Below are 13,427 nucleotides of genomic sequence, written 5' to 3'. Positions count from 1 at the left end.
GACTCCTGTTAGTTGAGCCGGTATGACTCAACTTCGCTTGCCAGTCCTGTTCCTCGATGACGTCGTCCTGCTGCCGGGCATGATCGTGCCGGTCGAGCTGGACGAGGCGGCCCAGGCCGCGGTCGACGCTGCCCGAGCCAGCGCAGGGGAGGGGGAGACCGCCGAGCTGCTGGTCGCGCCGCGGCTGGACGGCACCTACGCGGAGTACGGCGTGGTGGCCGAGATCGAGAAGGTCGGCCGGTTCCGGGGCGGCGAGTCCGCCGCGGTGCTGCGCACCAGCCAGCGGGCCAGGATCGGCAGCGGTGTCACCGGGCCCGGCGCCGCCCTGTGGGTGGAGGCCGAGCCGGTCGACGAGCCGACCTCGGAGCGTACGCCGGAGCTTGCGGCCGAGTACAAGAAGCTGGTCGTCGCGGTCCTGCAGAAGCGCGAGGCGTGGCAGATCATCGACACCGTCAACGCCATCGAGGACCCGGCCGCGCTTGCCGACACGGCCGGCTGGGCGCCGTACCTCACCAACGACCGCAAGCGCGAGCTGCTGGAGACGCCGGACGTCGACGAGCGGCTGACGCTGCTGACCGGCTGGACCCGCGACTACCTCGCGCAGTCCGAGGTCGACGAGAAGATCAGCGAGGACGTGCGGGAGTCGGTCGAGAAGAACCAGCGCGAGTTCCTGCTGCGTCAGCAGCTTGCCGCGATCCGCAAGGAGCTCGGCGAGGGCGAGCCGGACGGTGCCGACGACTACCGGAGCCGGGTCGAGGCGGCCGAGCTGCCCGACCACGTCCGTGAGGCCGCGCTGCGCGAGGTGGACAAGCTGGAGCGCTCCTCGGACCAGAACCCGGAGGCCGGGTGGATTCGGACCTGGCTGGACACCGTGCTGGAGCTGCCCTGGACGGTCACGACCAAGGACTCGACCGACATCGCCGAGGCGCGCGCCGTACTCGACCGTGACCACCACGGGCTGGACGAGGTCAAGGAGCGGATCGTCGAGTATCTGGCCGTCCGGGCACGAAGGGCCGAGCGCAACCTCGAGGTGATCGGCGGCCGGGGCAGCGGCGCGGTGGTGCTGCTTGCCGGACCTCCTGGAGTCGGCAAGACCTCGCTGGGTGAGTCGGTCGCCCGGTCGCTGGGCCGCAAGTTCGTCCGGGTGGCACTCGGCGGCGTCCGCGACGAGGCGGAGATCCGCGGTCACCGGCGTACCTACGTCGGCGCGCTGCCCGGCCGGATCGTGCGCGCGATCAAGGAGGCCGGCTCAATGAACCCGGTCGTCCTGCTGGATGAGGTCGACAAGGTCGGCTCCGACTTCCGGGGCGACCCGGCGGCAGCACTGCTGGAGGTGCTCGACCCGGCGCAGAACCACACGTTCCGCGACCACTATCTCGAGCTCGACCTGGACCTGTCCGACGTGCTGTTCATCGCCACCGCCAACGTGCTGGAGACGATCCCGCCGGCGCTGCTGGACCGGATGGAGCTGGTCACCATCGACGGCTACACCGAGGACGACAAGGTCGCGATCGCGCGCGACTTCCTGGTCCCGCGCCAGCTCTCGCGGGCGGCGCTGACCGAGGATGAGGTCGCGATCACCGACGACGCGCTGCGCGAGATCGCGGCCAACTACACCCGTGAGGCGGGCGTGCGGTCGCTGGAGCGGCTGCTCGCGAAGGCGTTCCGCAAGGTCTCGCTCGGTGAGCTGCCGACCACGGTCGAGGTCGACGGGCTCAAGGACCTGATCGGTCGCCCCCGGTTCACTCCGGAGTCCCACGAGCGGACCTCGGTCCCGGGCGTCGCGTCCGGTCTCGCGGTCACCGGGATGGGCGGCGACGTGCTCTACATCGAGGCGTCGGCGCTGCCAGGTGAGAGCGCCGGCCTCACGCTGACCGGCCAGCTCGGCGACGTGATGAAGGAGTCCGCGCAGATCGCGCTGACCTACGTCCGCTCGCATGCCGACGCCCTGGGTGTCGACGTGGCCGCACTGGAGAAGCCGCTGCACGTGCACGTCCCGGCGGGCGCCGTACCTAAAGACGGGCCGTCGGCCGGCGTCACGATGACCACCGCGCTGGTCTCGCTGGCCACCGGCCGCCCGGTGCGCTCGACGGTCGGGATGACCGGCGAGGTGTCGCTGACCGGGCGGGTGCTGCCGATCGGCGGGGTGAAGCAGAAGCTGCTCGCCGCTCAGCGGGCCGGCCTGACCGAGGTGTTCCTGCCGAAGCGCAACGAGCCGGACCTCGACGACGTGCCGACCGAGGTGCTCGAAGCCGTCACCGTGCACCTGGTCTCCGACGTACAGGAGATCCTGGCGACCGCGCTGGAGCCCGCTGAGGCGGTGACCAGCGCGGCCGCCTGACACACCTCAGTCGGTGTAGTTGGTGCCGTCGTAGTTCAGCCGGTCCTGCGAGTAGAAGCTGGGGGAGGGATAGATGCTCACGTCGGGTACGCCGGGTCGTGGCGGGATTCCCTCCGCCGCCGGGTTGATCCATTCCGCGAGCACCGTGTCTCCAGCGCCGTAGTAGGTGATCCGCAGGACCGGGATGTCCTCGAAGCGCGGACGCTGCTTCGTCGGCACATGGAAGGTCGCGAGCCACCCGTCGCGGGTCGCCGTGGTCTTCTCGACGCCGTCGTCGTAGCGGATCTGGACCTTCTCGACCTCGCTCGGGAGCCGTGTTACGAAGGTGACGCCTTCATCACTCCAGCTCAGCGGCAGACCCTTGCTGCTGCGCTCCGGCGGGGGCCGGAACACCGCCATCTCGGTCAGCGGCCCGCTCAGCTGGCACCAGCCGTAGAGGCTGCGGTCCGGCGTCTCGAAGAACACCTCGTCGTCGGTCACCTTGACCGCGACCCGACCGCCCCGCTGGTCGAAGAAGAGATCATTGGCCTTCGTCGAGGTGTCGTCGGCGTTGCGGCAGACCTCGATGATCTGCTCGTCGGTCATGTCGGTCATGTCGGCCGGGTCGATGGGTGTGCTCGGTGACGGCGCCGACGTTGGCATGGTCGGGTCGGTCGGGCTCGTGGACGGCATGACCGCCACACCGGACCCGCGGTCGGAGGTGACCCGGGCGCTGTCGACAGCCGCCCACGCCGCGCCGCCGACGACCAGGGCGAGGGCGGTGGTCGCCCCCGCAGCGGCGGTACGCCGGACGCGACGCGCCTGCTGACCGGCGCGGAGCCGGCCGGCGGCGGCTGGGAGCAGCGGCTCGCCACCGAATGCCTCGTCGATACGGGTCTTGAGGTCCAGGTTGTCGTTCATGCCAGCTCCTTGTGGTCTGACGCGGTTGGCTCGGCGAGGAGGTCACGGAGACGGTGCAGCCCGGCGTGGGTGTGGGCCTTGACAGTGCCGGGGGCGATCTTGAGGTCGTCTGCCGTCTGCTCGACCGAGAGGTCCAGCCAGAACCGGAGGACGACCACCTTCCGCTGCATCTCGGGGAGCCGTGCGAGCGCCGCGATCACCGGCGCCGCGTCCTCGGGCGGAGGCGTGGGCTCGGCACGGTCGAGGGACGGCAGCCCCAGCCGCTCGTGCCGGCGCCATGCGCGGCGGCTCTCGTCGATGTTGGTGCGGACCAGGATGCGTCGGAGATAGGAGTCCTCGGCGCCTTGGCGCTGGATCCGCGGCCAGGCCAGGTAGAGCTTGGTGAAGGCGACCTGCACGAGGTCCTCGGACCGGTGCCAGTCGCCGCAGAGGGTGTACGCAAGCCGCCGGTACTGCCGCTGCCGGGCCGCGACGTACTCGGTGAACGCGGCATCGCTCTTGATGTTGCCCATGGAGCCCCCTTTCGTGGTTAGCCCTAAGACGATGCAGACCCGATCGCGGGTTTAGCCGCCCAGGACCAACCGCGCGCCAACTGATCCGGACTAACCTCGGAGGATGGACACCGGGGTCGGCGTACTCGCGCGCCGTCTGGAGCGCACCGGCTACCTGTGCGACGACCAGCTGGCCACGGTGCTCTTCCTGGCGCTCGAGATGGGCCGGCCGCTGCTGCTCGAAGGGGAGCCGGGGACCGGGAAGACCGCGCTGGCGGAGGCGGTCGCCGAGGCGCTCGAGCTGCCGCTGATCCGGCTGCAGTGCTACGAGGGCATCGACGCCACCCAGGCGCTCTACGACTGGGACTTCCCGCGCCAGATCCTGCATCTGCGGGCGATCGAGGCGGTGGCCGGGCCCGGCGGCGAACGGGACGTCGGCGAGGCCGAGAAGAGCCTGTACGACGAGCGCTTCCTGCTCGCCCGGCCGGTGCTCGCCGCGCTCCAGCAGAGTCCGGCGGTGCTGCTGGTCGACGAGGTCGACCGCGCCGACGACGAGTTCGAGGCGTTCCTGCTCGAGGTGCTGTCGACGTACCAGGTCACGATCCCGGAGCTCGGGACGGTGCAGGCGGCGGTGCCGCCGACCGTCGTGCTCACCTCCAACCGCACCCGCGAGCTGCACGACGCGCTCAAGCGGCGCTGCCTCTACCACTGGATCGACCACCCGGACCTGGAGCGCGAGGTCGCGATCGTCCGCTCCCGGGCGCCGGAGGCGAGCCAGGCGCTCACCCGGCAGGTCGTCGAGGTCGTCCAGCGACTGCGGGACCGCGACGACCTGCTCAAGCCGCCCGGCGTCGCCGAGACCATCGACTGGGTACGCGCGCTGGAGCGGCTCGGCACGACCGACCTCGATCTGGAGACCGCCGCACGTACGCTGGGTGCGGTGGTGAAGTACCGCGAGGACGCCGACCGGGTTCGCGCCGCGCTCGACCGGATGCTGGCATGAGAGGCGGCGACGAGCTCCTGCTCGGCTTCACCCGGGCGCTCCGGGCCTCGGGCGTGCCGGTCACCGCCGACCGCGCCCGCGCCTACCTGGAGGCGGTCGCCATCGTCGGGATCGGCAACCCCGCCGCCACCTACGTCGCCGGCCGGGCCACGCTCTGCGGCTGCCCCGACGACCTCGCCCGGCACGACCGGGTCTTCGACGCCTGGTTCTCGACCCGGGTCCACGACAGTCTCGACCGGACGGCGGCCGCCACATCCACAGCGGCACTCGACCTGACCGACGTCGACCAGCTGGGCGAGCCGGACGGCGCCGACCCGACCCGGACCGCCGCCAGCGACGACGAGGTGCTCCGGCACCGCGACGTGGCCACGCTCTCGGCGGCCGAGCGGCAGCGGCTGGCCGCCCTGTTCGCGACGCTGCCGGTCCGGGTCCCACACCGCCGCGCGGCCCGCCGGGCGGCGTGGCACCGCGGCGAGGTCGACGCGTCCCGCACCCTGCGCGCCAGCCTGCGCCGGATGGGGGAGCCGGCCGACATCCGCTGGCGGCGACGGCGTACCCGGCCACGACGGGTGGTCCTGCTGGTTGACGTCTCCGGCTCGATGAGCGAGTACGCCGACGCGCTGCTGCGGGTTGCTCACCGGATGGTGACCGCGACGACCGGGAGCGTCGAGGTGCTCACGATCGGCACCCGGCTGACCCGGGTCACCCGCGCGCTCGGCGCCCGTGACCCGGACGCCGCGCTCGCCGCCGCCGGGGAGGTGGTGCCCGACTGGTCGGGCGGCACCCGGCTCGGTGAGACGCTGCGCGCCTTCGTCGACCGCTGGGGCCAGCGCGGGGTGGCCCGTGGGGCGGTGGTGGTGATCTTCAGCGACGGCTGGGAGCGGGGTGACCCGGCCCTGCTCGCCGAGCAGCTGCAGCGGCTGGCCCGGCTCGCCCACCGGGTGGTCTGGGTGAATCCCCACCGTGGCAAACCCGGCTACGAGCCGGTGCAGCGCGGCGTGCTCGCCGTACTGCCGCATGTCGACGCGTTCCTTGCCGGGCACTCGCTGGCGACGTACGCCGAGCTGATGGAGGTAGTCGCCGATGCGTGAGGTGCTGTCCGACCTGATGGGCTGGTGGCGGGCCGGCGAGACCGTGGGCATGGGCACGGTCGTGGCCACCTTCCGCTCAGCTCCGCGCCCGCCGGGCGCCTCGATGCTGGTCGGTCCTGACGGCTCGGCGGTCGGGTCGGTGTCCGGCGGCTGCGTCGAGGGCGCGGTCTACGAGCTCGCGCAGGAGGTGGTGGCCTCCGGCCAGCCGGTCCTGGAGCGGTACGGCGTCAGCGACGACGACGCGTTCGCCGTCGGCCTGACCTGCGGCGGCATCCTCGATGTGTACGTCGAGCAGGTGTCGCAGGCGACCTTCCCCGAGCTCGGTGACATCGCCGACGCCGTCGAGGCGGGTGAGCCGGTCGCCGTCGCGACCGTCGTCGAGCACCCGGACCCCGCCCTGGTCGGCCGCCGGATGATCGCCGGCGCCGACGGGTCGCGACGCGGCTCGCTCGGCTCGGCCCGGATCGACGACGCGGTCCGCGACGACGCCCTCGGCCTGCTGGCGAGCGGCCACAGCGGCACCCTCAGTTACGGGCCCGACGGCGAGCGCCGGGGTGAGGGGATGCGGGTCTTCGTGTGGGCGTTCGCGCCGGCGCCGCGGATGCTGGTGTTCGGCGCCATCGACTTCGCGGCCGCCGTCGCCCGGGTGGGCAGCTTCCTCGGCTACCGGGTCACCGTCTGCGACGCCCGCCCGGTGTTCGCGACCAACAGCCGGTTCCCCGAGGCCGACGAAGTGGTCGTGGACTGGCCACACCGCTACCTCGCCGCCGAGCGCGAGGCCGGCCGCCTGGACAGCCGGACCGTGGTCACCGTGCTGACCCACGACCCGAAGTTCGACGTACCGCTGCTGGAGCAGGCGCTGCGGATCCCCGACCTCGCGTACGTCGGAGCGATGGGGTCGCGGCGTACCCACGAGGACCGCGAGCGCCGGCTGCGCGAGGCCGGGCTGACCGACGCGGAGCTGGCCCGGCTGGCCAGCCCGATCGGCCTCGACCTCGGCTCCCGGACGCCGGAGGAGACCGCGGTCAGCATCGCCGCGGAGATCATCGCGCTGCGCTGGGGAGGCTCCGGCGAGCCGCTCGGCCGGACCACCGGACGCATCCACCACGACCGGGACATCGCGACGCTGCTCGCAGGTAGTGACGTGCCTGAGCCGACCGCCTACGGTGGATGACATGTCCCGAGCGGACCTGCAGTCGAGGCGGATGGAGACCGTCCGCGCCTGGACGTCGTTCGTCGAGAACGACGGCTTGGTCGACGGCCTGGTCCGGCCCGAGATCCTGCACAGCTGGACCCGCTCGGAGGCCGCCATCTCGACGTCGGTCGCGGCGGCGCCGCTCGCCGACGAGTCCGAGACCCGGTCGCTGTGGGCCGACTCCCACCTCCACGTCGCCGTCGAGCGGGTCGAGGAGGAGCTGCGCCGTACCGCCGAGGACGGCGACCTGGTGGTCGCGGTGACCGACGCCCAGACCCGGATCCTGTGGACGTACGGCGGGCGGGTGATGCGGCGCAAGGCGGAGACGGTCAACTTCGTCCCCGGCGGCCGCTGGGACGACCGCTCGGTCGGCACCAACGCGCTCGACCTCGCCAACCGCCTCGCCGCGCCCGCGATGGTGTTCGGTGCCGAGCACTACGCGCCGATCGTGCACAACTGGGTCTGCTGGGCGGCGCCGGTCCACGACCCGGTGACCGGCGCCCGGCTCGGCATCCTCGACATCTCCACCACCTGGGACCGCACCCACCCGATCGGCCTGGCCACCGCGCGGGTGCTGGCCCGGCTGCTGGAGGGCGCGATGCCGCGGAGCCAGCAGTACGTCGGCCTGGCGGAGGAGACCGCCGACCCCGGGCTGGTGCTGACCCTGCTCGGCGCCGCCGAGGCGCGGCTCGACGGCCAGCGGCTGCTGCTGACCCGGCGGCAGACCGAGGTCCTGGCGCTGCTGGCGCTGCACCCCGAGGGCCTCTCGCTGGAACAGCTCCACGCCCACCTGTACGGCGACCAGGCGATCACCTTCTCCACCCTCAAGGCCGAGGTCTCACACCTGCGGCACGCCCTCGGCGGCCAGCTCGCCTCGCGCCCGTACCGGCTGCTGATGCCGGTCGCGACCGATGTCGAGCATGTCCTCGCGCTGCTCCGGCGGGGCCAGGTCGGCGCCGCCGTCGACGCGTACGGCGGCGACCTGATGCCCGGGACCAACAGCCCGGCGCTGACCGAGATGGGGGAGTACGTCGCGGTCGCCGTCCGCGAGGCGCTGCTCGCCGACCCGCAGCCCGATGCCGTCGTCCGCTTCAGCGAGCTGGCGCCGTACGACACCGAGGTGATCGAGGTCTGCCTGGCCTCGCTGAAGCCGCTGAACGGGCGCCGGCACCCCGCCGTACCCCTCCTCCTGGGCCGGCTGGCGGTCGCCCGCTCCTGACCAACGAGTCACCAACCGTCGGCTCCTAGTGTGAGTCGGGTCACAGGTTTCATCGGCCCAAGGGAGCGCCATGACCCGGATCAGTCTCACCGTCGACGGCCATCAGGTCGCTGACGACGTCGAACCCCGGATGCTGCTCGTGCAGTACCTCCGGGAGCGTCTTGGAAAGACCGGCACCGTCGTCGGCTGCGATACCAGCAACTGCGGGGCGTGCACCGTCCACCTCAACGGCTCGAGCGTGAAGTCCTGCAACGTGCTCGCGGTGCAGGCCGACGGCGGCGAGGTCACCACCATCGAAGGCCTCGCGAAGGACGGCGAGCTGCATCCCGTCCAGGAGGCGTTCCGCGAGTGCCATGGCCTGCAGTGCGGGTACTGCACGCCCGGGATGATCATGCAGGCCGTCGACCTGCTCAAGGAGAACCCGCACCCCTCCGAGGAGGCGATCCGGGCCGGCCTCGAGGGCAACCTGTGCCGCTGCACCGGCTATCACAACATCGTCCGCGCCGTACAGCACGCGGCCGAGCAGACCTCGCACCAGCACCCCGAGGGGGTGGGGGCATGACCGCCACTCAGGAGCCCGGGCTCAAGGAGGCGCCGACCCAGGAGATCGGCCGGGACCGGCGCCGCAAGGAGGACCAGCGGCTGATCACCGGCCGCACCCGCTGGACCGACAACATCGTGCTGCCGGGCATGCTGCACATCGCGATGGTGCGCAGCCCGTTCGCCCACGCCCGGATCACCGGCGTCGACACCGAGGCCGCCAAGGCCGCGCCGAACGTCGTCGACGTGTTCACCGGCAGCGAGGTCGCCGACGTCCAGGGCGTGATCGCGAACGCCTGGCCGCTCAGCGCCGAACAGAAGGCGCCCGACCACCCGCCGATGGCCGTGGACCGGGTGGCGTTCGCCGGCGAGATCGTCGCGGTCGTGGTGGCGCGCAGCGCCGCGGAGGCCCAGGACGCGGCCGAGCTCATCGACGTGGAGTACGACGAGCTGCCGGCCGTGATCGACCTGAAGCGGGCCGCGGCCGACGACGTCCTCGCACATCCGGACCTCGGCACCAACATCTCCTCGGTGTGGACGCTCGACTCCGCCGAGGGCGGTACCGGCGGCAACGTGGACGAGGCGATCGCGGAGGCCCGCGAGAACGGCATCGTGATCGAGCGGGAGTACCGCCAGCAGCGGCTGATCCCGGCGTTCATGGAGCCGCGCTCGACCGTGGTCGACCCGACCGGCGAGCAGTACGTCGTCTGGTCGGCGACCCAGATCCCGCACATCGCGCGGTTCCTGCTGGCCGCCACTACCGGCACCCCGGAGTCGAAGATCCGCTACATCGCGCCCGACGTCGGCGGCGGCTTCGGCGGCAAGCTGCAGACCACGCCGGAGGAGTGGCTGACCTTCCTCGCCGCCAAGCGGACCGGCAAGCCGGTCAAGTACACCGAGAGCAGGTCCGAGTCGCTGATGTCCGGCCACCACGGCCGCGACCAGTGGCAGCGGCTGACCCTCGCGGCGACCAAGGAGGGCCGGGTCACCGGGCTCAAGGTCGACCTGCTCGCCGACATGGGCGCCTACATCGGGATCGTCGGTGGCGGCGTACCGGTGCTGGGTGCGTGGATGTTCAACTCGATCTACAAGTGGGACGCCTACCGGTTCACCACCACCCAGGTGCTCACCAACAAGACCTGGGTCGATGCCTACCGCGGTGCCGGGCGCCCGGAGGCGACGTACGGCATCGAGCGGCTGATGACCGAGCTCGCTGCCGAGCTCGGCAAGGACCCGCTCGAGGTCCGGGAGATGAACTGGATCAAGCACGACGAGTTCCCGTTCACCACGGTCGCCGGGATGACCTACGACTCCGGCGACTACGAGGCCGCGACCGCGCGCAGCAAGGAGCTGTTCGGGTACGACGAGCTCCGGGCCGAGCAGCAGCGCCGCCGCGACGCCGGCGATCCGGTGCAGCTCGGGATCGGCGTCTCGACGTACACCGAGATGTGCGGGCTGGCCCCGTCGCGGGTCCTCGGACAGCTCAACTACGGCGCCGGCGGGTGGGAGCACGCCGAGATCCGGATGCTGCCGACCGGCAAGGTCGAGGTGATCACCGGGACGTCTCCGCACGGGCAGGGCCACGAGACCGCCTGGTCGCAGATCGTGGCCGACCGGCTCGGGGTGCCGTTCGAGGACGTCGAGGTCCTGCACGGCGACACCCAGATCTCGGTGCGCGGGCTGGACACCTACGGCTCCCGGTCGCTGGTCATCGGCGGCGAGGCCCTGGTGCGCGCCGCCGACAAGGTTGTCGAGCGCGCGAAGCCGCTCGCGGCCCACATGCTGGAGGCGTCCCCGGACGACCTCGAGTTCGCCGGCGGCCGGCTGCAGGTCCGCGGCACCGACCAGGGCGTCACCATCCAGGAGGTGGCCACCGCCGCCTGGACGGCGCACGACCTGCCCGACGGGCTGGAGCCGAATCTCGACGCGTCCGCGACGTACGACCCGGTCAACTTCTCCTTCCCGCACGGCACTCACCTGTGCGCGATGGAGGTGGACACCGAGACCGGCCGGGTCCGGATGCGCAAGTACGTCGCCGTCGACGACATCGGCAACATCGTCAACCCGCTGATCGTCAGCGGCCAGGTGCACGGCGGCCTGGTCCAGGGCATCTCGCAGGCGTTGTGGGAGGAGGCGGTCCACGACGAGGGCGGCACGCTGGTCTCGGGGACCCTGGTCGACTACCTGCTGCCGACCGCGGCGGACACGATCAGCTTCGAGACCGACCACACCACCTCGCCCAGCACCACCAACACGCTCGGCACCAAGGGCGTCGGCGAGGCCGGGACGATCGCCTCGACGCCGGCAGTGGTGAACGCGATCGTCGATGCGGTCCGCCATCTCGGCGTGACCGACATCCGGATGCCGTGCTCGCCCGAACGGGTCTGGCGAGCGATCCAGCAAGCACAGAAGGGAGCAGGCCAGTGAACCCGGCACCGTTCGAGTACCTGGCGCCGACCACGGTCGACGAGGCCGTCGCCGCGCTCGTCGAGCACGGTGACGAGGCGAAGATCCTGGCCGGCGGGCAGAGCCTGCTGCCGGTCCTCCGGATGCGGCTCAACGCGCCGGAGTGGGTGATCGACCTCGGTCGGATCGAGACCCTGCGCGGCGTCCGGGACGCGGGCGACCACCTGGTGATCGGCGCGATGACCACGCACGACCAGGTCCTTCACGACCCGCTCGTCCACGAGCACGCGCTCCTGGTCACCAAGGCGGTCACCCAGCTCGCCGACGCGCAGGTCCGGCACCGCGGCACCTTCGGCGGCGCGCTGGCCCATGCCGATCCCGGGGGCGACCTCGGCGCTCCGACGCTGGCCCTCGACGCGACCTTCGTGATCACCGGTCCCAGTGGCACCCGCTCGGTCCCGGCGGCGGAGTTCTTCGTCGACCTCTTCGAGACCGCGATCGGCGAGGACGAGATCCTCACCGAGGTGCAGGTCCCGAAGTACGACGGGTGGGGCGCGCACTACGAGAAGTTCGTGAGGGTCTCCCATCAGTGGCCGATCATCGCGGTCGCGGCGACGGTGCGGCTCGACGGCGACACCATCGCCGAGGCCAGGGTGGGCCTCACCAACATGGGGAGTACGCCGGTGCGGGCGACCGCGGTCGAGGAGGCGCTGGCCGGACAGCCGGCCACGCCGGACGCCGTACAGCAGGCGGCGGCGCACGCGGCCGACGGCACCAGCCCGCCGACCGACCTCAACGGCGACGCCGAGTACCGCCGCCACCTGGCGACGGTGCTGACCAGGCGGGCGGTCCTCGCGGCCGCCGGCCGCAACGGCACCTAGCCCGACGGCCCCGGCGAATGGAGCTCACGCACACCTTCACGGTCCCGACGCCGGTCGCCGAGACCTGGGCGCACTTCCAGGACATCGCGGTCCTGGCCGAGTGCTTCCCAGGCGCGCAGGTCACGGCGGCCGACGGCGAGACCTTCCAGGGCACCTGCAAGGTCAAGCTCGGGCCGATCGCGCTCGTGTACGCCGGCACCGGCACCTTCGTCGAGCGTGACGAGGACGCGCACACGTTCCGGGTCCAGGCCAAGGGCAAGGACAAGCGCGGCAACGGCACGGCCGGCGCCGAGGTCCGGCTGTCGATGACCGGGCTCGACGCCGGCACGGAGGTGCAGGTCCTGACCGACCTCTCGGTCACCGGGAAGCCGGCGCAGTTCGGGCGCGGCGTGATGCAGGACGTGTCGGACAAGCTGCTCGGGCAGTTCGTCGGCTGCCTCGAACAGCGGCTGGCCGACCAGAGACCGGCTGTGCCGGAGCGGGAGGAGCGGAACCCCGAGCCGCCCCCGTCCGCTCCGGCACAGCCACTCGCCTCGGAGCAGCCGCGGGCATCCGGCGAGCCCGACGCACTCGACCTCGGCAGGACCGTGCTGCCGGTGCTGCTCAAGAGCTACGGCAAGCAGGCCGCCGTGGCCGTCCTCGCCCTCGTCGTGCTCGTGCTGCTGGTCTGGTGGCTCCTCGGCTAGCCGGGTCGTCAGGGGAGCAGTTCCTCCACGGTCATGATCACCGTCTCCCAGGGCAGGTCACGCCTTGGCACCGCCTCCCGTGGCTCGTACAGGGGCCACACGTCGTTGCCGTAGATCAGGCGCACACCGGCCCGCCGCAGGGCCTCCAGGTGCAGGTCCCACGACGGCTGACGCGCATGGCCGGCGTTGACTCGTGGAAACACGATCATCGGAGTGGTCGCGACGTTCTCACAAAGCACCGTAAGGGCCTGATTGTCGGCGATGCCGAGAGCGAGTTTCGCAACCGTGTTGGCTGTCGCCGGCGCTGCCACGAGCACATCTGGCCGCGGGTGCGGGCTCGGCTCGTTCGGCAGCCGAGGCTGAGACCGCACAGGCAATCCCGTGATACCGGCCAGCGCCTCATCCTCGCCGCTTGCGTGGAGCCATGCCGCGGCCGTGGGCGTGGGCGATGGATACCTGGAAACCACGATCGAGCAGAGGCACGACGAGGCGCTCTCGCAGCTGCTCCACGCCGCCTGCGCCGCTAGCGACGATTCCGACGACTCGGCTCACGCGGCCGCCCAGCGTTCGGCCAAGTCTAGAAGTGGTGAGCCTTCGCCCGCTCCCCGCATGCGCTCACGATATCGGCATCATGGACAGGGAACCGGTGCGCGTACGCGCGATCGGTCTTGCCG

Annotated in this window: 12 protein-coding genes; 9 read left to right on the top strand and 3 right to left on the bottom strand. The window is 71.8% G+C overall.

What is annotated here, in order from left to right:
- Positions 1 to 22 precede the first annotated feature (22 nt).
- Positions 23 to 2,341 (top strand): endopeptidase La, encoded by a 2,319-nt coding sequence (lon, locus tag DDV73_RS22475; RefSeq protein ID WP_109509505.1) that lies wholly within the window; start codon positions 23 to 25, stop codon positions 2,339 to 2,341.
- Between the two features lie 6 nt (positions 2,342 to 2,347).
- Here lon and DDV73_RS22470 read toward each other — a convergent pair whose 3' ends face one another.
- Both DDV73_RS22470 and DDV73_RS22465 read right to left on the bottom strand, forming a co-directional pair.
- The gene (locus DDV73_RS22470; protein WP_109509504.1) at positions 2,348 to 3,241 is read right to left on the bottom strand and encodes a hypothetical protein; all 894 of its coding nucleotides are present in this window, start codon (positions 3,239 to 3,241) and stop codon (positions 2,348 to 2,350) included.
- On the bottom strand, positions 3,238 to 3,753 hold the full coding sequence (locus tag DDV73_RS22465; RefSeq protein ID WP_109509503.1) for a SigE family RNA polymerase sigma factor: 516 nt from the start codon (positions 3,751 to 3,753) through the stop codon (positions 3,238 to 3,240). The genes DDV73_RS22470 and DDV73_RS22465 overlap by 4 nt, the downstream gene beginning before the upstream one ends.
- Positions 3,754 to 3,856: 103 nt before the next feature.
- Here DDV73_RS22465 and DDV73_RS22460 point away from each other — a divergent pair, with 103 nt between their 5' ends.
- The 8 genes from DDV73_RS22460 to DDV73_RS22425 all read left to right on the top strand — a co-directional run bounded on the left by DDV73_RS22460 (position 3,857) and on the right by DDV73_RS22425 (position 12,753).
- A complete protein-coding gene (locus DDV73_RS22460; RefSeq protein ID WP_109509502.1) occupies positions 3,857 to 4,735 on the top strand; it encodes an AAA family ATPase in 879 nt (292 codons plus the stop codon).
- Positions 4,732 to 5,826: a vWA domain-containing protein gene (locus DDV73_RS22455; RefSeq protein ID WP_109509501.1), complete on the top strand. Its 1,095-nt coding sequence runs from the start codon at positions 4,732 to 4,734 to the stop codon at positions 5,824 to 5,826. Before DDV73_RS22460 ends, DDV73_RS22455 begins: the two co-directional genes overlap by 4 nt.
- Positions 5,819 to 7,000: an XdhC family protein gene (locus DDV73_RS22450; protein ID WP_109509500.1), complete on the top strand. Its 1,182-nt coding sequence runs from the start codon at positions 5,819 to 5,821 to the stop codon at positions 6,998 to 7,000. Before DDV73_RS22455 ends, DDV73_RS22450 begins: the two co-directional genes overlap by 8 nt.
- Position 7,001: 1 nt before the next feature.
- Positions 7,002 to 8,240 (top strand): sigma-54-dependent transcriptional regulator family protein, encoded by a 1,239-nt coding sequence (locus DDV73_RS22445; protein WP_109509499.1) that lies wholly within the window; start codon positions 7,002 to 7,004, stop codon positions 8,238 to 8,240.
- A 70-nt stretch (positions 8,241 to 8,310) separates the two neighbouring features.
- Complete coding sequence (locus DDV73_RS22440) at positions 8,311 to 8,802, top strand: (2Fe-2S)-binding protein (RefSeq protein WP_109509498.1); 492 nt, start codon at positions 8,311 to 8,313, stop codon at positions 8,800 to 8,802.
- On the top strand, positions 8,799 to 11,207 hold the full coding sequence (locus DDV73_RS22435; RefSeq protein ID WP_109509497.1) for a xanthine dehydrogenase family protein molybdopterin-binding subunit: 2,409 nt from the start codon (positions 8,799 to 8,801) through the stop codon (positions 11,205 to 11,207). The genes DDV73_RS22440 and DDV73_RS22435 overlap by 4 nt, the downstream gene beginning before the upstream one ends.
- Complete coding sequence (locus tag DDV73_RS22430; RefSeq protein ID WP_109509496.1) at positions 11,204 to 12,067, top strand: FAD binding domain-containing protein; 864 nt, start codon at positions 11,204 to 11,206, stop codon at positions 12,065 to 12,067. Before DDV73_RS22435 ends, DDV73_RS22430 begins: the two co-directional genes overlap by 4 nt.
- 17 nt (positions 12,068 to 12,084) lie before the next feature.
- Entirely contained in the window at positions 12,085 to 12,753 is a 669-nt protein-coding gene (locus DDV73_RS22425) for an SRPBCC family protein (RefSeq protein ID WP_109509495.1), read from the top strand.
- 8 nt (positions 12,754 to 12,761) lie between these two features.
- Here the strand turns inward: DDV73_RS22425 and DDV73_RS29370 are convergent, their stop codons facing one another.
- Positions 12,762 to 13,064 carry a flavoprotein gene (locus tag DDV73_RS29370; RefSeq protein ID WP_240617425.1) on the bottom strand — a complete coding sequence of 101 codons (303 nt, stop codon included), beginning with the start codon at positions 13,062 to 13,064 and terminating at the stop codon, positions 12,762 to 12,764.
- Positions 13,065 to 13,427 lie beyond the last annotated feature (363 nt).

This window comes from Nocardioides speluncae, assembly GCF_003121585.1.
Lineage (GTDB): Bacteria > Actinomycetota > Actinomycetes > Propionibacteriales > Nocardioidaceae > Nocardioides > Nocardioides speluncae.
This window is presented reverse-complemented; position numbering and strand designations above follow the sequence as displayed.

Coding starts and splice junctions, on each gene's coding strand:
- lon (WP_109509505.1), top strand. CDS start 23: ATGACTCAACTTCGCTTGCCAGTCCTGTTCCTCGATGACGTCGTCCTG.
- DDV73_RS22470 (WP_109509504.1), bottom strand. CDS start 3,241: ATGAACGACAACCTGGACCTCAAGACCCGTATCGACGAGGCATTCGGT.
- DDV73_RS22465 (WP_109509503.1), bottom strand. CDS start 3,753: ATGGGCAACATCAAGAGCGATGCCGCGTTCACCGAGTACGTCGCGGCC.
- DDV73_RS22460 (WP_109509502.1), top strand. CDS start 3,857: ATGGACACCGGGGTCGGCGTACTCGCGCGCCGTCTGGAGCGCACCGGC.
- DDV73_RS22455 (WP_109509501.1), top strand. CDS start 4,732: ATGAGAGGCGGCGACGAGCTCCTGCTCGGCTTCACCCGGGCGCTCCGG.
- DDV73_RS22450 (WP_109509500.1), top strand. CDS start 5,819: ATGCGTGAGGTGCTGTCCGACCTGATGGGCTGGTGGCGGGCCGGCGAG.
- DDV73_RS22445 (WP_109509499.1), top strand. CDS start 7,002: ATGTCCCGAGCGGACCTGCAGTCGAGGCGGATGGAGACCGTCCGCGCC.
- DDV73_RS22440 (WP_109509498.1), top strand. CDS start 8,311: ATGACCCGGATCAGTCTCACCGTCGACGGCCATCAGGTCGCTGACGAC.
- DDV73_RS22435 (WP_109509497.1), top strand. CDS start 8,799: ATGACCGCCACTCAGGAGCCCGGGCTCAAGGAGGCGCCGACCCAGGAG.
- DDV73_RS22425 (WP_109509495.1), top strand. CDS start 12,085: ATGGAGCTCACGCACACCTTCACGGTCCCGACGCCGGTCGCCGAGACC.